Origin of the sequence: Stenotrophomonas sp. WZN-1, from assembly GCF_002192255.1 — a bacterium.
Classification (GTDB): Bacteria; Pseudomonadota; Gammaproteobacteria; order Xanthomonadales; family Xanthomonadaceae; genus Stenotrophomonas.
Map to the genome: position 1 here is coordinate 2,987,012 of NZ_CP021768.1, position 16,505 is coordinate 3,003,516.

The following is a 16,505-nucleotide window of genomic DNA, read 5'->3' on the forward strand; positions in this document are numbered from 1 at the left end:
GGCCTCAGCGGGTATTCCACTCGTGCACGGTCAGCTCGGAAGCGTGCATCGTCACCAGCGGGTCGGTGGCGACGATGGCCTGCGCCTGTTCCAGGCTCTCGACGTTGCACAGCACATAGGCACCACCGCTGCCGTCGGCGAAGCCGCCGGTCAACTGCAGTTTGCCCTGCGCCTGCAACGCGTCGAGGAAATCGCGGTGCGGCTGCACCGCTGCATCGTTGAAGTCCGGCCGGCGCATCGCCATCACCAGGTAAGCGGTGCCCGCCATCAGGACAGCGCCTGCCAGCGCGCGCGCAGTTCGTCCAGGCGCAGATCCGCGGCCGAACCCGGCGACACGCGCGCGGCGAGGCTGCCTTCCGGCGTGCGACCCTGCCCTGCGCTGTCGGCACCAGCTGCAGCAGCCTTGTAGGCCTCGCGGAACGGCACACCGGCCACGGCCGCTTCCACGGCGACGTCGGTGGCATACATGCCCGAGTCGATCGCCGCACGCAGCCTGTCGTCGCGCCATTCCAGGTTGGCCAGCAGCGCCGGCAGCAGCTCCAGTGCAGCCAGGCCACGGCCGAAGCCGTGGAAGATGGCGCCCTTGGACGACTGCAGGTCGCGGTGGTAGCCCGAGGGCAGCGACAGCAGCTGCTCGATTTCGGTGCGCGCGGCGGCGACGCTGGCGTGGGTGGCACGCATCAGCTCGATCACGTCCGGATTGCGCTTGTTGGGCATGATCGAACTGCCGGTGGTGTACTGCGCCGGCAATGCCACGAAGCCGAATTCGGCGCTGGTGAACAGCGACAGGTCCCAGGCGATGCGGCGCAGGTCCAGCGTGGCGCCGCCGAGGGCTTCCAGTGCGGCCAGCTCGAACTTGCCGCGCGACAGCTGCGCGTAGATCGGCGAAACCTGCATGCGCGCAAAGCCCAGCGCCGCCGTGGTGTGCTCGCGGTCCAGCGGCAGGTTCACGCCGTAGCCGGCGGCGGTGCCGAGCGGATTGGCATCGACCAGTGCGTGGGTGTCGCGGGCGCGGATGGCGTTGTCGATGAAAGCCTCGGCCCAGCCGGCCCACCACATGCCGGCCGAGGAGACCACGGCGCGCTGGATGTGGGTATAGCCGGGAATCGGCAGGTCCTTCTCGGCCTGCGCACGGTCCAGCGCGACCTTGGCCACCTCGGCGCTGAGCTGCGCCACGCGCTGCAGCTTTTCCTTCAGCCACAGGCGGGTGGCGACCAGGATCTGGTCGTTGCGGCTGCGGCCGGTGTGGATCTTGCGGCCGGCATCGCCGAGACGTTCGGTCAAGCGTGCTTCGATCGCCGAGTGGCCATCTTCGTACTGCGTATCCAGCACGAAGCGGCCTGCGCGGAAGTCCTGCGCCAGCACGTCGAGCTCGCGCAGCAGGCCGGCCAGTTCGTCGGCGCTGAGGATGCCGATGTGCTGCAGGCCCTGCGCATGCGCGGCGCTGGCGGCGATGTCATGCAGGAAGAACTCGCGGTCGAGGATCACGTCGTCGCCGGCGAGGAAGGTCTGGATCTGGGCGTCGACAGCGACGCCGGGCTTCTGCCAAAGAAGGTCTGCCATGGGGGCTCCGGAATACGTGTTCAGTGCGGGATCGACGTCAGTTCGTCGATGCCCAGCGCGAGGTTGAGGTTCTGCATGGCCTGGGTGGCTGCACCCTTGAGCAGGTTGTCCAGGGTCGCCACCACCACGACCCGCTTGCCGCCCGGGGCCAGGGTGAAGCCACCGACCTGGGCGCCATGGCGGCCGGCGATGCGGCTGACCCACGGTGCCTCATCCACCACCTCGATCAGCGGTTCGCCGGCATAGGCCTGCTGGAAGCGCTCGACGATCTGTTCGCGGGTCTGCACGCGGTTCAGCCACAGGTTGGCGGTGAGCGTGATGCCACGGAAATGCGGCGCGACGTGTGGCATGAACTCGACCGCCACGCCCAGCTGCACCGACACCTCGCGCTCATGCACGTGGTTGGTCAGCGCATACGGCATCAGGTTGTCGGCCAGCAGCTCGACGTTGTTCTTGTCCGACGGCGTGGTGCCGGCACCGGAGTAACCGGAGACACCGAAGCACTGCGGCGGGCCAGCCAGCAGGTCCAGCAGCGGATGCACCGCCAGCTGCATCGCGGTGGCATAGCAGCCCGGGTTGCTGATGTGCTTCTGGCCGTTGTAGCGGCCGCGGGTCAGCTCCGGCAGGCCGTAATACCAGCTGTTGTCGAAGCGATAGTCGGCCGAGAGATCGACGATGACGGTGTCCGGCTTCGCCGCTTCCAGTGCCGCCACGAACGGAGCGGCCAGGCCGTTGGGCAGGGCCAGGATCACCGCGTCCACGCCCTTGGCGGCCACCGCATCGGCGTCCAGGTTCTCGTACTGCAGCTCCCCCTGGAATTCCGGATGGTGGTCGGACAGGCGCTGCCCGGCGCGTTCGCGCGAGGACACGAAGGCCAGCTGCAGCCGCGGGTGTGCGGCCACCAGCTTGATCAACTCGGCGCCGGTATGGCCACGGGCGCCGACGATGCCCAGGGTGAAAGTCGAATCGTTCATGCGTGGCTGTCCAGGCGGTACTGCAGGTGGCGCTTCACGCCCTGCCATTCCGTATCGATGATGGAGAAGATGACGGTGTCGCGCGGTGTGCCGTCGGCGTGCCGCTTGTGGTTGCGCAGCACGCCGTCCTGCTTGGCACCGAGGCGGGCGATGGCGGTACGCGAGGTGAAGTTGAACCAGCTGGTTTCCAGCACCAGGCTGATGCAGCCCATGGTTTCGAAGGCGTGCTGCAGCAGCAACAGCTTGGTTTCGGTGTTGACGCCGGTACGCTGCACGCGCGGTGCATACCAGGTGTAGCCCAGGCTGAGCTTGGGCACGCCGGCATCCAGGTCGTAGAAGCGGGTGGTACCCACGATGTCACCCGCCGCATCGAGGATCACGAACGGCAGCACCTTGCCTTCCGCCTGCGCCTGCAGCGCGGCCTGCACATAGGCCTCGACCCGCTCCGGCGAAGGCACCTGGGTGTACCAGAGCTGGTCCAGGCCGCTGCCCTCCACGGCGGCGCGCAGGCCAGGCACATGCTCGGGCTGCAGCGGCTGCAGTGTCACGTGCTGGCCGCGCAGGGTGGGAATCGTAGTCCAGTGATCGGAATGGTCCATCATTCAGTCCTGCAGGCTCGGTGCGCGCTGGGCGCAATGGTCGACATAGGTGCTGATCCGGTCGATGCCATCGGCGCCGTACCAGAACACCTTCCAATGGCCCTGCTTATAGCAGCCATCGGATTCAGCATAGTAGAAGTGATTGATCGGGTTGCCATTGCGCGAACGCCAGAACAGCTGCGGCGTTTCATCCCGCATCACGTTCCACACCGCGCGGCCGAGGCCTTCACCCTGTGCATCATCGAGCACGGCGAACTTGTCCAGGTACACGCCCTCGGCTTCGTCGGTGAGGATCACCGCGGTGCGGTAGTTCTCGCTGACATAGGCGCGCAGCAGCTTGGTCTTCTGGAAATAGTCAGGCACCAGCGTGCGGCCGAAGCTGGATTCGATCAGGCCCTTCAGCCGTGGCAGGTCCAGCTCGTCCCACGCGGTGGCGCGCAGCACCTTCTCGCCCTTGCGCACCAGCGTACCCGAGCCCTTGTGGGTGAACAGTTCCTTGGCCAGGTCGGCCGGACGCGTGATTGACACCGACGATTCCAGCGGCAGGCGGTCGAGCAGGTCCTTGATCTGTTCGATCTTCACCTTCATGCCACCGTGGATCCACGGCTGCGCGATCAGGTGGTCGTACTCGGTGGACAGGTTGATCGAATCAATCACGTTGCCCTGCTCATCCAGCAGGCCGCCGGTGCCGGTCAGGAAGATGATCTTGTACGGCTGCAGTTCCTGCACCAGCTCGTTGGCGGCGAAGTCGGCGTTGACGTTGAGGATCTGGCCGCCCGCGGTTTCGCCCAGGCTGGTGATGACCGGGATCGACCCGGCGCGCAGGCTGGCCTCGATCGGTGCCAGGTTGACCTTCTTCACCTCGCCGACCAGGCCGTAGGTGTCCACGTCCAGGTACTCGGCCTCGAACACGCCACCGGTGATCGAGGTGGCGCGCGCGCCGTTCTGCTGCAGCGCCTCGACCAGGCGCAGGTTGGACTGCTGGAACACCCGGCGCACGATCGCCAGCGCTTCCGGCGACGTCACGCGCAGGCCGTTGACGGTCTGCTTCTCGATGCCGGCGGCGGACAGCTCGGCATCCAGCTGCGGGCCGGCGCCGTGCAGCACGATCGGGGTCAGCCCGACTTCCTGCAGGAACGACAGCGAAGAGGTCAGCGCGTCGAGGTCGTCGCGCAGCACCGCGCCGCCGACCTTGACCACGGCGAAACGCTTGGCGTCCAGCTGCGAGAAGCGCTTGAGGTACTGGCTGATCTCCTTCGCGCTGGCCATGCTGGAAAGCAGGCGCACGATGGTCTGGCGGGTCTGGCGGTGAGGCTGGAGGGCAGGAGACATTTCGGTTTCGTCGGAAAGGGAAGAATCAGGCGCCGGCGGCGATGATGCGGTGCACGGCGTCGGTGTAGCGCTGCAGCTGCTCCAGCGTCACGAACTCATCGGCGGTGTGGGCCTGGGCGATGTCGCCCGGGCCGAACACCAGCGTGGTGTAGCCACCGGCCGAGAACAACGAAGCCTCGGTCCAGAAATCCACCGCGTTGCCGATCGGCAGCTCCAGCGCGTCGGCGACGTCGCGCGCCAGCAGGCGGCGGTTCTCGGCCTCGGCAATGTCACCGGCCGGCAGGCTGGGGCCACGGAAGGTTTCAGTGAACAATGCGGCTTCCGGCTCGGCGAAACCGGAGAAGGTTGCCAGCAACCCGTCGATGTCCATCGACGGCAGCGGCCGGAAACCGAAGCGCACTTCGGCGGCCGGCGCGATCATGTTGGCCTTGATCCCGCCTTCGACGCGGCCGATGTTGAAACGCAGGCCGGTCAGCCCACCGAAACGGGCCGAGGCCAGCGATTCCACATGGTCCAGCGCGCGATTGCCCCAGCGCATGGCCTGGTGCAACGCACTGGCGGCTGCGTCCTGCTTGCCGGACGCATGGCCGGCGCGGCCGGCGAACTGCATCAGCACCGAACTGATGCCACGATGTGCCAGCACCGCTTCGCTCATGGTCGGCTCGGCCACCAGCACCGCTTCATACGGCAGGCCACGGGCCAGGAACGCGGCGATGCAGCGCGGATCGTTGGCTTCCTCGTCGCTGGAGAACAGGAACGCAGCATCGCCATCGCTGGCATTGGCCGCGGCCACCAGCGCAGCGGCGGCGCCCTTGATGTCACACACGCCCAGGCCGACCACACGGTCGTCCAGGCGCCGCATCACGTGCGGGTCGGCACTCCAGTGCGGCGAATCCGGCACAGTGTCCAGATGCACGTTGAACAGGTACTTCGGCGTACCGCGCACGGCGTACAGACTGACCGCACCGGCGCCATGGTCGATCACCTCGACGTTGAAGCCGGGCAGGTTCGCGCGCAGGTAATCGAAGATGCCACCGGTGGTGATCGCACGCGGCGGGTTGCGGGTGTCGAAGGACACCAGGGCCTGCAGGTGATCGAGCGTCTGTTCAAGCATGAATCAACAATCCTGTGGGATTCCGCCGGGCATGGCCCGGCGCTACCGGAATGCGTCTGGTGGAGAGCCCCCTTCTTGTTGAAGGGGGCGCGCCAACGGCGCAGGGTTGAGGTGGAATGCGTGGTCAACCGCTCAGCGGTTGACTTGCGCGTAAAGCGTCGAGCTCATGCCGAACAGCTTGATGAAGCCCTCAGCCTCCTCCACGCCCCAGTCGGCCGACTGCGCGTAGGTGGCGCCCTTGGTGTTGAGCAGGTGCGGCGACTTCACCGCCACTGCATCGACGCGGCCGCCGCGGGTCTCCAGCACCACTTCACCATTGACCTTGGCCTGCGAGGACTTCAGGAAGGCTTCGATGTCGGTCTTCAGCGGGTCGTGGTAGAAGCCTTCGTACACCAGCTCCACCCACTTGCGTGCGACGTCCGGCTTGAAGCGGTTCTGCTGCTTGGTCAGCACGGCATCTTCCAGCGCGCGGTGCGCGGCCAGCAGCGAGACCAGGCCCGGCGCTTCGAACACGATGCGGCCCTTCAGGCCGATCACGGTGTCGCCGGTGTAGACACCGCGGCCAACGCCGTACGGGGCGAACAGCTTGTTGAGCTGGGCCAGGATCTGGTCGCCCGGCAGCGCCTTGCCGTCCAGTTCCACGGCTTCGCCTTCGACGAATTTCAGGGTCACGCTCAGCGCCTGCTCCGGCCACTCGCTGCGCGGTGCGCACCAGCCACGGGCGCCCTCGCCCGGGGCTTCCCAACGGTCGATCTCGCCGCCGGACATGGTCAGGCCCAGCAGGTTCTCGTTGATGGTGTAGGCCTGCTGCTTGGCGCGCACGCCGAAGCCGCGCTCTTCCAGGTACTTCTGCTCGTAGGCGCGGGTCTGGGTGTGTTCCTTCTGGATCTCGCGGATCGGCGCGATGATCTGGTAGTCGCCCAGTGCCTTCACGGCCAGGTCGAAGCGGACCTGGTCGTTGCCCATGCCGGTGCAGCCATGGGCGATGATGTTGGTGCCCAGTTCGGCGGCACGCTTCAGCGCCGCATCGACGATCAGGTAGCGGTCCGAGACCAGCAGCGGGTACTGGCCCTGGTAGCCCTCACCGGCCCAAACGAACGGCTTGACGAAGCCTTCCCAGATGGCCGGACCACCGTTGACGGTGACGTGGCTGGTCACGCCCAGCTCGGCGGCGCGCTTCTCGATGAAATCGCGCTCTTCATCATCCACGCCGCCGGTGTCGGCGAACACGGTGTGCACGTTGTAGCCGCGCTCCTGCAGGTACGGCACGCAGAAGCTGGTATCCAGGCCGCCGGAGAAGGCGAGAACGACGTCTTTGCTCATGGGGGTAATGTCCAATCAGGTGGGGTAGCGCCGGGCCATGCCCGGCGGATTGTTTCAATGCTTGGGAATCAGCGCCCGGCAACCGCAGCCATGATCGCCTTCTGCACGTGCAGGCGATTCTCGGCTTCGTTGATGGCGATGCACTGCGGCGAGTCCATCACCGCGTCGGTGGCCTTGACGTTGCGGCGCAGCGGCAGGCAGTGGCTGAACACACCGTTGTTGGTCAGCGCCATCTTCCGTTCGTCCACGATGAAGTGCTTGAACTGGTCGCGGATCGGCTTTTCCGGTTCCCAGTTGCCGAAGAACGGCAGCGCGCCCCAGCTCTTGGCGTAGACCACGTCGGCGCCGGCGTAGGCGCTGTCGATGTCATGGCTGATCTTCAGCGAGCCACCGCTCTCGGCCACGTTCTGCTCGGCCCAGCCCATGTAGCGGTCGTCGAGGATGTAGTCGGCGGTCGGGCACAGCAGGGTCACGTCCATGCCCATGCGGGTGGCGATGGTCAGCGCCGAATTGGCAACCGCGGTGTTCAGCGGCTTGGGGTGGTAGGTCCAGGTCAGCACGTACTTCTTGCCGCGCAGGTCCTGGGTGCCGAAGTGCTCCTGCAGGGCCATGATGTGGGCCAGTTCCTGGCACGGATGGGTGATGGTCTCCATGTTGATGACCGGCACCGGCGAATACTTGGCGAAGCTGTTGAGGACGATGTCCTGGCGGTCGTAGGCCCAGTCGATGAACTTGGGGAACGCGCGCACGGCGATGATGTCGCAGTAACGGCCCAGCACCTTGGCCACTTCAGCGATGTGCTCTTCGGTATCGCCGTCCATCACGGTGCCGAGGTTGAACTCGATCGGCCACGCATCCTTGCCCGGCTGCAGCACCACCGCGTGGGCGCCAAGCTGGAATGCGCCCAGCTCGAAGCTGGTGCGGGTGCGCATGGACGGGTTGAAGAACACCAGCGCGATCGACTTGCCCTTGAGCTGGTCGCCGAGCTTGTTGCGCTTGAACAGCGCGGCCTGGGTCAGCAGCGCGTCGAGATCGCTGCGGCTCCAGTCCTGGGTGTTCAGGAAGTGCTTGGGGGACATCATCTTTCCTTGCGAGGCGGCGCCGGGTTCGACGCAGTGGAAGGGAAAAGCAGGAACCAAAGGTGGAGCGAAAAGGTTGCAGTTGCAGCTTTCAGAACGCAGAAACGAAAAAACCCAGCCGGCGGGCTGGGTTTTTTTCGGACGAACAGCAAAAAGCTCCGGTTACCCAGCGAGGATGTGGGGTTCCGGTCGACGCGCACGCGAGGTCATGCCAGACGCCTGTCGGGCTGCGCTGCTGTCGTGCTGGAAGTCGGTGAGCTTCATGGTCAAATATCTTTGCATGCGCCCGGGGCCGGCGCAAGGGGCCGGGGTCGCAGAATCAGGGATTGCTGGCAGTGCCCTGCTCGGGGCCGACCCAGGGAGTGATCGACACCCGGATCTTGAGCCGGTTGCCGGGGTCTTCCGGCAGCCGCGAGCGGTACTTGGTGCCCTTGTAGACGTAATCCACGTCGTAGGCGATGGGGCGACGGAATTCACGCCCCACCGGCACGATGCGGCAGTCGCGGGTCAGCATCGGGCCAGTGTTGGCCGGCGCCGGGGCCGGCGTCTCGGCTCCGGTCTCCTCAACAGGCTCCTCGTCGCTGCGCTTGAACATCGAGCGCACCGAGTCCCAGAAGCGGCTGATCCGGCCCTTGTCCTCGACCGGCTCCTCGCCGGTCACGTTCACCGGGGCCAGGGTCCGGGTCGACACCGGCTCGCAGTGCTCCTCGGTGCGGGTCGCACGCAGGGTCTGGAACACCGGTTCGACATTCAGCACCTGGGCGTAGTCGAACTTCACGTTCTCCACGATCACCACCCGGTTGCGGGGCTCGGCCTCCTGCGCCAGCACCACGGCGGGCAGCGCCGACAGGCAGGCCAGGGTCAGCAACGCGGTGGATTTCATTGGCGACGGGAGCAAGGACACGGCAATAGTGTAGGCAGTGGCGAGCGCAAGGGGCTGAACATTACCCGTCCGCGCTGCTCCTGCCCACCCCACCCGGGGTGGACCCGGCGTCCACCGGTGGCAACGGGTGCCCCCAAACGGGGCCGACACGTTCTAAAATCACAGGCTTGTCCCCCAGTCACAGCCCCATGACCCTGCGCCTGCACAACAACCTGACTCGCCAGCTCGAACCGTTCACTCCGCTCGATCCGGCCTGTCCGACCCTGTATGTGTGCGGCCCGACGGTCTACAACTACGTGCACATCGGCAACGCCCGTGGCCCGGTGGTGTTCGGGGTGCTGGCCGACCTGCTGCGGCGCCGTTTCGGCGCGCTGCGCTACGCCCGCAACATCACCGACGTGGACGACAAGATCAACACTGCCGCGCGCGAGCAGGGCGTGCCGATCAGCACCATCACCGACAAGTTCGCCGCCGCCTACCGTGAAGACATGGCCGCGCTGGGCGTGGTGCCGCCGGACATCGAGCCGGAGGTGACCGCGCACATTCCGCAGATCATCACCATGATCGAGCAGCTGATCGCCAACGGGCATGCCTATGCCGCCGAGGGCCACGTGCTGTTCGCGGTGGCCAGCTTCGACGGCTACGGCAAGCTCTCGCGCCGCGATCCCGACGAAATGCTGGCCGGTGCCCGCGTCGACGTCGCCCCGTACAAGCGTGACCCGGGTGATTTCGTGCTGTGGAAGCCGTCGAGTGACGACCTGCCCGGCTGGGAATCGCCGTGGGGCCGGGGCCGGCCTGGCTGGCACATCGAGTGCTCGGCGATGGCCGCCGCCCACCTGGGCGAGACCATCGACATCCACGCCGGCGGCGTCGACCTGCAGTTCCCGCACCACGAGAACGAGCTGGCGCAGAGCGAATGCGCCCATGGCGGCAAGATCTTCGCCCGTTTCTGGCTGCACAACGGCATGCTCAACTTCGGCGGCGCCAAGATGAGCAAGTCGCTGGGCAACATCGAGCGAGTACATGACTTGGTCCGCCAGCACCCGCCGGAAGCGCTGCGCCTGGCCCTGCTGTCGGCCCACTACCGGCAGCCGCTGGACTGGTCCGATGGCCTGATCGAACAGTCGGTGCGTACCCTGGACCGCCTGTACGGCACCCTGCGCGAACTGGCATCGGTCGAGGCGGGCGTGGCGATCCCGGCCACGGTCGAGGCGACCCTGGACGACGATCTCAACACCCCGCAGGCGCTGGCTGAAGTGGCCCGCATCGCCGCCGAAGCGCGTCGTGCCACCGATCCGGCCGAGCAGGCGCGCCTGAAGGGTGAACTGCTCGGCGCCGGCCTGGCACTGGGCCTGCTGCAGGCCGATCCGGCGCAGTGGTTCGGCACCGCGGCCAGCGATGATGGCGACGATGCCCGCATCCAGGGCCTGATCGATGAGCGTGCCGCTGCCAAGAAGGCGCGTGACTTCGCCCGTTCCGATGCCATCCGCGACCAGCTGGCCGCCGAAGGCATCGTGCTGGAAGACACCCCGCAGGGCGTGCGCTGGTCGCGCAAGCGCGGCTGACCCGCCCTGCCCCGTGGCCGGTCCGCCGGCCACGCCCCCACCGTAGAGACTGTTGTGACCGACTCCCCGTTCCCGCTTGAACCCACCGCCGCCGAGGCCCAGACCGCCATCGCCGAGGAATTCGGCTTCTTCGGCGACTGGTCCGAGCGCTACCAGTACCTGATCGACCTCGGCCGCAAGCTGCCGGCCTTCCCGGAAGAATGGAAGACCGAAGAGCATCGCCTGCTCGGCTGCCAGTCGATGGTCTGGATCGTCCCCGAAGGCAACGCGCAGTCGCTGCGCTTCCATGCCATCAGCGATTCGGCGATTGTCTCCGGCCTGATCTTCCTGGCCCTGCGCGTGTACTCCGGGCGCTCGGCGCAGGAGATCCTGGCCACCGAGCCGAGCTACATCCAGGACATCGGCCTGGCCCGCCACCTCTCGCCAACCCGCAGCAATGGCGTGGCGGCGATGCTGGCCTTCATCCGCGAGACCGCGCAGGCGCAGCTGCAGCGCGACCCATCGTGAGCGAACCTGCCACAGCCGAAGACAGCGCGCTGGGCCTGCTGTCCCGGCCCGGTTTCGCCAGGCTGCTGGCGTACCGCATCTTCGCGATGCTGTCCTACCAGGTGGTCGCGGTCACCGTCGGCTGGCACATCTACGAAGTCACCCGCAATCCGTTCTCGCTGGGCCTGATCGGCCTGGCCGAGGTCGTGCCGTTCTTCTGCGTGGCGCCGTTTGCCGGTTACCTGGTGGATCATCTGCCGCGCCGCCGGCTGGGCATGGTCGCCTGTTGCGGACTGATCGCCACCGCACTGGTATTGACCAGCGTGGCCATGGGCTGGCTGCCGATCGACGGCGTGTGGCCGATCTACGCAGCCATCGCGCTGACCGGCATGGTCCGCGCCTTCCTGTCGCCGATCTACAACGCCCTGTTCGCCCGCGTACTGGCCCGTGACCAGTTCGCCCGTGGCGCTGGCCTGGGCGCGGTGGTGTTCCAGGCCGGCATGATCGCCGGCCCGGCACTCGGTGGCGTGCTGGTGGGCTTCGGCGGCAAGGGCCTGTCCTACGCGGTGGCCACCGCCTTCGCGCTGGTGGCGATGGCCTGCCTGGCCACGCTGAAGGTGGAAGAGCCGGTGCATGCCGGCCCAGCCGCGCCGATCTTCAAGAGCATCGCCGAAGGCGCGCGCTTCGTGGTCGGCAACCGGATCATGGTCGGCGCGATGGCGCTGGACATGTTCTCGGTGCTGCTGGGCGGCGTGGTGGCGATGCTGCCGGCGTTCCTGCACGAGATCCTGCACCACGGCCCGGAAGGCCTGGGCATCCTGCGCGCGATGCCGGCGCTGGGCTCGGTGTGCGTGGGCCTGTGGCTGGCCCGCCACCCGCTGCACCGCAATGCCGGCCGCGTGCTGCTGTTCGCGGTGGCCGGTTTTGGCCTGTGCGTGATCAGCTTCGGGCTGTCGCAGCACTTCTGGCTGTCGGCGCTGATCCTGCTGTTCTACGGCGCCTTCGATGGCGTCTCGGTGGTGATCCGCTCGACCATCCTGCAGCTGGCCACGCCGGAAGAAATGCGCGGGCGGGTGTCGTCGATCAACGGCATCTTCATCAGTTCGTCCAACGAGCTGGGCGCGTTCTATGCCGGCACGATGGCGAAGCTGCTCGGCCTGGTGCCGGCAGTTGTGCTGGGTGGGTTCGCAGTGCTGAGCGTGGCCGGGATCACCGCGTGGAAGAACCCGACGCTGCGGAAGTTGAATCTTCGCGACCTGCAGTGATGCTGCGAACAGCGGATTCGGCGGCGCCGGGCGTTTGGCTGGGTCCGTTGCTCTCCCTCGATGATTGGGCTTGTCACTTTCTTTTCGCGAAAAGAAAGTGACCAAAGAAACGCTCCGCCATCCGCGAGCCGACTAGCAGTCGGCTCTACAGGATAGAGCCGCCTCTTCGTCCCTGATTTCCCTGCGGTGCTCGGCTCGCTACAAGGCGGACCCAGGTCAACGGCCACAGCCGCCCGTGCCAACCGCGGCCGCGCACCATCGAACACCCAACAAAAAACCCGGCCGAGGCCGGGTTTTTCGCATGACATCACAACGATCGGGAATCAGTCGCCCTGCTGCTTCTGCAGGTGCTCCCAACGCTCCTGGGCGTCGATGGTGCGCTCGGCGGTCAGGCGCGCCTCGAGGCGCTCCAGGCCGATTTCTTCGCCGGTGTCGACGCAATAACCGTAGTCGCCCGCTTCCAGGCGCTTCAGGGTGCTGTCGATCTTGCCGATCAGCTTGCGGTAGCGGTCGCGGGTACGCAGTTCCAGCGAGTTCTCGGTCTCGCGAGTCGCACGCTCGGCTTCGTCGCCGATGTCACGCACTTCCTCGCGCAGGTTCTCGATGGTCTGCTTGGACTCTTCCACCAGGTCCGCGCGCCAGTTCTGCAGGCGCTGGCGGAAATACTCCTGCTGCAGCGGGCTCATGTATTCCTCTTCCGAGGACGGCTTGTAGCCAGCGGGCAGGATCGGGCGGCCAGTGGCCTCGTCGGTCTTGTATTCGACCACCTTGTACTTGCTGCGCGGGGCCGGTGCCGCCGAGCGGGCGGCGACGGCCACGGCAACCTTGCCGACAGGGCGCGACACGGTCTTCGGGGCGGAATCGGATTTCACGGCGGTTTTGGCAGGCGATTTCGAAACGGGCACGGGATTCTTGGATTGCGGGGCCTTCGAAGCAGCAGGAGCGGCGGCCGGGGCCGGCTTGGAAGCCGGTTGGGCTGCTGCCACTGCCACGGTCTTGGCCGGGACAGGCTTGGCCGGAGCCGGCTTGGCGGCAGGCTTCGGTGCGGACTTCACTACAGGGGCCGGGGTCGGCTTCACGGCCGGCGCGGCAACATTCTTGGCAACCTTCTTTACAGCGGCAGGCGTGGCGACCGGCTTGGCCGCAGCGACCTTCTTTGCCGCCGGTTTTGCGACCGGCTTGGCTGCAGCCTTCTTCACCACCGCCTTCGGCGCCGGCTTGGCTACTGCCTTCTTGACCACCGGCTTGGCGGCGGCCTTTTTCACCGGCGCAGCCTTGCTGACGGCTTTCTTCACCACCGGCGCCTTTTTGCTGGCAGCGGCTGGCTTGGCCTTGGCGGGCGCAGCGGCCTTCTTCGCCACCGGCTTGGTCGCCTTGACCGGCGTTTTCTTTGCGGTGGCCTTCCTGGCCGCCGGTTGCGAGGACGCTGCCTTGGTCGCCGGCTTGCTGGCCGGTTTCCTGGCAACGGGCTTTGCCGCCAACTTCTTCACAACAGGCTTGGCGGTTTTCTTGGCGGCCGTTGCGGCCTTCTTTGCAGTTTTTTTAGCAGCCACGAAACGCTCTTCCTTGGATTCCCCGGGGCCCGGGAAAGCGGGCCTTTATAGCCTACCCGACCCGCAGCAGCAACCTCGGCGCCCTGCTCCATTCAGTCCTGGAGTCAAGGCGCCCTTGGAGGCAGTCCGACGAACACGGACCGCCTTGCGCGGTACGGAACCTGGCCAGCACCCGAAGGTGCTGGTACCGGTCGCAGGCCATCGGCGACATGCGACCAACGGCCCATCCTGCACAAATGCGGCCTTCATGCCAACTGGCATAAGATGACTGGGTGATCTCGCGCCTGCTCATCGCCCTGCTGCGCTTCTACAAGCGCTTCATCAGCCCCTTGCTGGGGCCACGCTGCCGTTTCGTGCCGAGCTGTTCTGAATACGCGATGGACGCCATCTCGCGGCACGGTCCGCTGCGCGGCAGCTGGCTGGCTGCGCGCCGGCTCGGTCGCTGCCATCCGTTCCATCCCGGCGGCTTCGACCCCGTGCCCGAGTCTCCCAACGCCCCCTCTTGCCGTTGCACAGGAAAACACTGACATGTCCTCCACCCTCATCACCAACGCCCGGATGGTCAACGAAGGCCGCACCTTCGACGGCGACCTGCGCATCGAGAACGGCCGCATCGCGCAGATCGGCAGCGGGCTGGCGCCGCGCGACGGCGAGCAGGTGGTGGATGCGGCCGGACGCTGGCTGCTGCCCGGCATGATCGATGACCAGGTGCACTTCCGCGAACCAGGCCTGACCCACAAGGGCGACATCGCCAGCGAATCGGCCGCGGCCGTGGCCGGTGGCCTGACCAGCTTCATGGACATGCCCAACACCAACCCGCCGACGCTGGATTCGACCATCCTGGAAGCCAAGTACGAGCTCGCGCGCGGCCGCGCTTGGGCCAACTATGGCTTCTACCACGGCGCCAGCAATGACAACCTCGACGCGATCCGTGCCCTGGATCCGAAGAAGGCCCCGGGCGTGAAGGTGTTCATGGGTGCTTCGACCGGCAACATGCTGGTGGACGACCCGGAAACGCTGGACGCGATCTTCCGCGAGTGCCCGACCCCGATCATCACGCACTGCGAAGACACGCCGATGATCGATGCCAACCTGAAGGCCTTCCAGGAGAAGTACGGCGATGCGCTGACCCCGGACATGCATCCGGACATCCGCTCGCGCGAGGCCTGCATCAAGTCGACCCGCCTGGCGATGTCGCTGGCGCGCAAGCACGGCACCCGCCTGCATGTGCTGCACATCTCCACCGCCGACGAGCTGGCGCTGTTCGAGAAGGGCCCGATGATCCGCGCCGACGGCAGCCGCAAGCAGATCACCGCCGAGACCTGCGTGCACTTCCTGCACTTCGCGCGCCCGGACTATGCGACCAAGGGCAACCTGATCAAGTGCAATCCGGCGATCAAGGAAGTGTCCGACCGCGAGGCTATCACCGCTGCGCTGGCCGACGACGTGCTGGACGTGCTGGCCACCGACCACGCGCCGCACACCTGGGAAGAGAAGCAGAAGCCCTACGCGCAGGCACCGTCGGGCCTGCCGCTGGTGCAGTACGCACTGGTGGCCGCACTGGAGCGCGTGCACGAAGGCAAGCTGACCCGCGAGCAGGTGGTGCAGAAGTTCGCCCACGCCCCGGCGCAGCTGTTCGATGTGGAAGAGCGCGGCTTCCTGCGCGAAGGCTACTTTGCAGACCTGGTGCTGGTGGAAGACGTGCCGTTCACGGTCAAGCGCGAGGACGTGCTGTCCAAGTGCGGTTGGTCGCCGTTCGAAGGCACCACCTTCCGTTCGCGCATCGCCTCCACCTGGGTCAACGGCCAGCAGGTGTGGGACGGCAGCAAGCTGGTGGGTGAACCCGCCGGCCAGCGCATGACCTACGACCGCTGATGCGTTCGGCACTGATGATCGGGGCGCTGCTGCTGGCCGCGCCCCTGTTTTCCTCATCCCCGGCGCAGGCGCAGGATGGCATCGGCAGCCTGATCGACAGCCGCGTGGTGTTCCCGGCCAGCGCGTCGCAGGGTGCGCTGGTGATCGGCAAGGTACCCGCCGGCAGCCGCGTGCAGTACGCCGGCCGCCAGCTGCGGGTGAGCGGCTATGGCAGCGTGGTGTTCGGCATCGGCCGCGACGAGAAGGGCCCGCTGCGCGTGCAGGTGCAGCGCCCCGACGGTGGCAGCGAGACCGCGACCATTGCGGTGACACCGCGTGACTGGCCGACCGAGCGGGTCAACGGCGTGCCGCCGAAGACGGTCAATCCGCCGCCGGCGATTGCCGAGCGGATCAAGCGCGAACAGGCGCAGGTGACCGCCGCGCGTGCCCGCGATGACAACCGTACCGACTTCACCCAGACCTTCATCTGGCCGGTGCAGGGCCGCATCAGCGGCCGCTTCGGCAATGCGCGCGTGTACAACGGGCAGCCCGGTGCCGGTCATTCCGGCATGGACATCGCGGTACCAACTGGCACGCCGGTGAAAGCACCGGCCGCCGGCATCGTCACCTTCGCCGGCCCGGACCTGTACTTGACCGGCGGCACCCTGCTGCTCGATCACGGCTTCGGGGTCAGCTCCAACTTCCTGCATCTGTCGCGCATCGACGTAAAGGTCGGCGACCGTGTGGAACAGGGCCAGGTGATCGCCGCGGTCGGCGCCACCGGCCGTGCCACCGGCCCGCACCTGCACTGGGGCATGAACTGGTTCGACACCCGCATCGACCCGCTGCTGGTGCTGGAACGGAAGTAACGCGCGTCACTCACTGGAGTGGCATCCCGCTTCTGTAGAGCCGAGC

At 66.8% G+C, this 16,505-nt stretch carries 16 protein-coding genes; 6 read left to right on the forward strand and 10 right to left on the reverse strand.

What is annotated here, in order from left to right:
• Window positions 1-4: 4 nt before the first annotated feature.
• The 9 genes from CCR98_RS14130 to CCR98_RS14170 all read right to left on the reverse strand — a co-directional run bounded on the left by CCR98_RS14130 (window position 5) and on the right by CCR98_RS14170 (window position 8,867).
• The gene (locus CCR98_RS14130; protein ID WP_087923116.1) at window positions 5-268 is read right to left on the reverse strand and encodes a YciI family protein; all 264 of its coding nucleotides are present in this window, start codon (window positions 266-268) and stop codon (window positions 5-7) included.
• Entirely contained in the window at window positions 268-1,563 is a 1,296-nt protein-coding gene (gene argH, locus CCR98_RS14135) for an argininosuccinate lyase (RefSeq protein ID WP_087923117.1), read from the reverse strand. The genes CCR98_RS14130 and argH overlap by 1 nt, the downstream gene beginning before the upstream one ends.
• Window positions 1,564-1,583: 20 nt before the next feature.
• Window positions 1,584-2,537 carry an N-acetyl-gamma-glutamyl-phosphate reductase gene (gene argC / locus CCR98_RS14140; RefSeq protein WP_087923118.1) on the reverse strand — a complete coding sequence of 318 codons (954 nt, stop codon included), beginning with the start codon at window positions 2,535-2,537 and terminating at the stop codon, window positions 1,584-1,586.
• Complete coding sequence (locus tag CCR98_RS14145; protein WP_087924201.1) at window positions 2,534-3,136, reverse strand: GNAT family protein; 603 nt, start codon at window positions 3,134-3,136, stop codon at window positions 2,534-2,536. The genes argC and CCR98_RS14145 overlap by 4 nt, the downstream gene beginning before the upstream one ends.
• 3 nt (window positions 3,137-3,139) lie before the next feature.
• Entirely contained in the window at window positions 3,140-4,468 is a 1,329-nt protein-coding gene (locus tag CCR98_RS14150) for an acetylglutamate kinase (RefSeq protein WP_087923119.1), read from the reverse strand.
• A gap of 25 nt (window positions 4,469-4,493) precedes the next feature.
• The gene (locus CCR98_RS14155) at window positions 4,494-5,582 is read right to left on the reverse strand and encodes an acetylornithine deacetylase (RefSeq protein WP_087923120.1); all 1,089 of its coding nucleotides are present in this window, start codon (window positions 5,580-5,582) and stop codon (window positions 4,494-4,496) included.
• 132 nt (window positions 5,583-5,714) lie between these two features.
• A complete protein-coding gene (locus CCR98_RS14160; protein ID WP_087923121.1) occupies window positions 5,715-6,905 on the reverse strand; it encodes an argininosuccinate synthase in 1,191 nt (396 codons plus the stop codon).
• 68 nt (window positions 6,906-6,973) lie between these two features.
• A complete protein-coding gene (locus tag CCR98_RS14165) occupies window positions 6,974-7,984 on the reverse strand; it encodes an N-acetylornithine carbamoyltransferase (RefSeq protein ID WP_014037861.1) in 1,011 nt (336 codons plus the stop codon).
• A gap of 319 nt (window positions 7,985-8,303) precedes the next feature.
• Window positions 8,304-8,867 (reverse strand): hypothetical protein, encoded by a 564-nt coding sequence (locus CCR98_RS14170; protein WP_014037862.1) that lies wholly within the window; start codon window positions 8,865-8,867, stop codon window positions 8,304-8,306.
• A 188-nt stretch (window positions 8,868-9,055) separates the two neighbouring features.
• Here CCR98_RS14170 and cysS point away from each other — a divergent pair, with 188 nt between their 5' ends.
• The 3 genes from cysS to CCR98_RS14185 are packed head-to-tail and all read left to right on the forward strand — an operon-like array spanning window position 9,056 to window position 12,183.
• The gene (gene cysS, locus CCR98_RS14175) at window positions 9,056-10,432 is read left to right on the forward strand and encodes a cysteine--tRNA ligase (RefSeq protein ID WP_087923122.1); all 1,377 of its coding nucleotides are present in this window, start codon (window positions 9,056-9,058) and stop codon (window positions 10,430-10,432) included.
• A gap of 54 nt (window positions 10,433-10,486) precedes the next feature.
• Window positions 10,487-10,939: a SufE family protein gene (locus CCR98_RS14180; RefSeq protein WP_010486631.1), complete on the forward strand. Its 453-nt coding sequence runs from the start codon at window positions 10,487-10,489 to the stop codon at window positions 10,937-10,939.
• Window positions 10,936-12,183, forward strand: a complete 1,248-nt coding sequence (locus CCR98_RS14185; RefSeq protein ID WP_087923123.1) for an MFS transporter — start codon at window positions 10,936-10,938, stop codon at window positions 12,181-12,183. Before CCR98_RS14180 ends, CCR98_RS14185 begins: the two co-directional genes overlap by 4 nt.
• 323 nt (window positions 12,184-12,506) lie before the next feature.
• Here the strand turns inward: CCR98_RS14185 and dksA are convergent, their stop codons facing one another.
• A complete protein-coding gene (dksA, locus tag CCR98_RS14190) occupies window positions 12,507-13,736 on the reverse strand; it encodes an RNA polymerase-binding protein DksA (protein WP_087923124.1) in 1,230 nt (409 codons plus the stop codon).
• 272 nt (window positions 13,737-14,008) lie between these two features.
• Here dksA and yidD point away from each other — a divergent pair, with 272 nt between their 5' ends.
• Genes yidD through CCR98_RS14205 form a run of 3 tightly spaced genes read left to right on the forward strand, consistent with a single transcriptional unit; the run spans window position 14,009 to window position 16,459 of the window.
• Entirely contained in the window at window positions 14,009-14,263 is a 255-nt protein-coding gene (yidD, locus tag CCR98_RS14195; protein ID WP_014037867.1) for a membrane protein insertion efficiency factor YidD, read from the forward strand.
• Window position 14,264: 1 nt separating this feature from the next.
• On the forward strand, window positions 14,265-15,611 hold the full coding sequence (locus CCR98_RS14200) for a dihydroorotase (protein ID WP_087923125.1): 1,347 nt from the start codon (window positions 14,265-14,267) through the stop codon (window positions 15,609-15,611).
• On the forward strand, window positions 15,611-16,459 hold the full coding sequence (locus CCR98_RS14205; RefSeq protein WP_087923126.1) for a M23 family metallopeptidase: 849 nt from the start codon (window positions 15,611-15,613) through the stop codon (window positions 16,457-16,459). The genes CCR98_RS14200 and CCR98_RS14205 overlap by 1 nt, the downstream gene beginning before the upstream one ends.
• Window positions 16,460-16,505: the final 46 nt, after the last annotated feature.

Coding starts and splice junctions, on each gene's coding strand:
- CCR98_RS14130 (WP_087923116.1), bottom strand. CDS start 268: ATGGCGGGCACCGCTTACCTGGTGATGGCGATGCGCCGGCCGGACTTC.
- argH (WP_087923117.1), bottom strand. CDS start 1,563: ATGGCAGACCTTCTTTGGCAGAAGCCCGGCGTCGCTGTCGACGCCCAG.
- argC (WP_087923118.1), bottom strand. CDS start 2,537: ATGAACGATTCGACTTTCACCCTGGGCATCGTCGGCGCCCGTGGCCAT.
- CCR98_RS14145 (WP_087924201.1), bottom strand. CDS start 3,136: ATGGACCATTCCGATCACTGGACTACGATTCCCACCCTGCGCGGCCAG.
- CCR98_RS14150 (WP_087923119.1), bottom strand. CDS start 4,468: ATGTCTCCTGCCCTCCAGCCTCACCGCCAGACCCGCCAGACCATCGTG.
- CCR98_RS14155 (WP_087923120.1), bottom strand. CDS start 5,582: ATGCTTGAACAGACGCTCGATCACCTGCAGGCCCTGGTGTCCTTCGAC.
- CCR98_RS14160 (WP_087923121.1), bottom strand. CDS start 6,905: ATGAGCAAAGACGTCGTTCTCGCCTTCTCCGGCGGCCTGGATACCAGC.
- CCR98_RS14165 (WP_014037861.1), bottom strand. CDS start 7,984: ATGTCCCCCAAGCACTTCCTGAACACCCAGGACTGGAGCCGCAGCGAT.
- CCR98_RS14170 (WP_014037862.1), bottom strand. CDS start 8,867: ATGAAATCCACCGCGTTGCTGACCCTGGCCTGCCTGTCGGCGCTGCCC.
- cysS (WP_087923122.1), top strand. CDS start 9,056: ATGACCCTGCGCCTGCACAACAACCTGACTCGCCAGCTCGAACCGTTC.
- CCR98_RS14200 (WP_087923125.1), top strand. CDS start 14,265: ATGTCCTCCACCCTCATCACCAACGCCCGGATGGTCAACGAAGGCCGC.
- CCR98_RS14205 (WP_087923126.1), top strand. CDS start 15,611: ATGCGTTCGGCACTGATGATCGGGGCGCTGCTGCTGGCCGCGCCCCTG.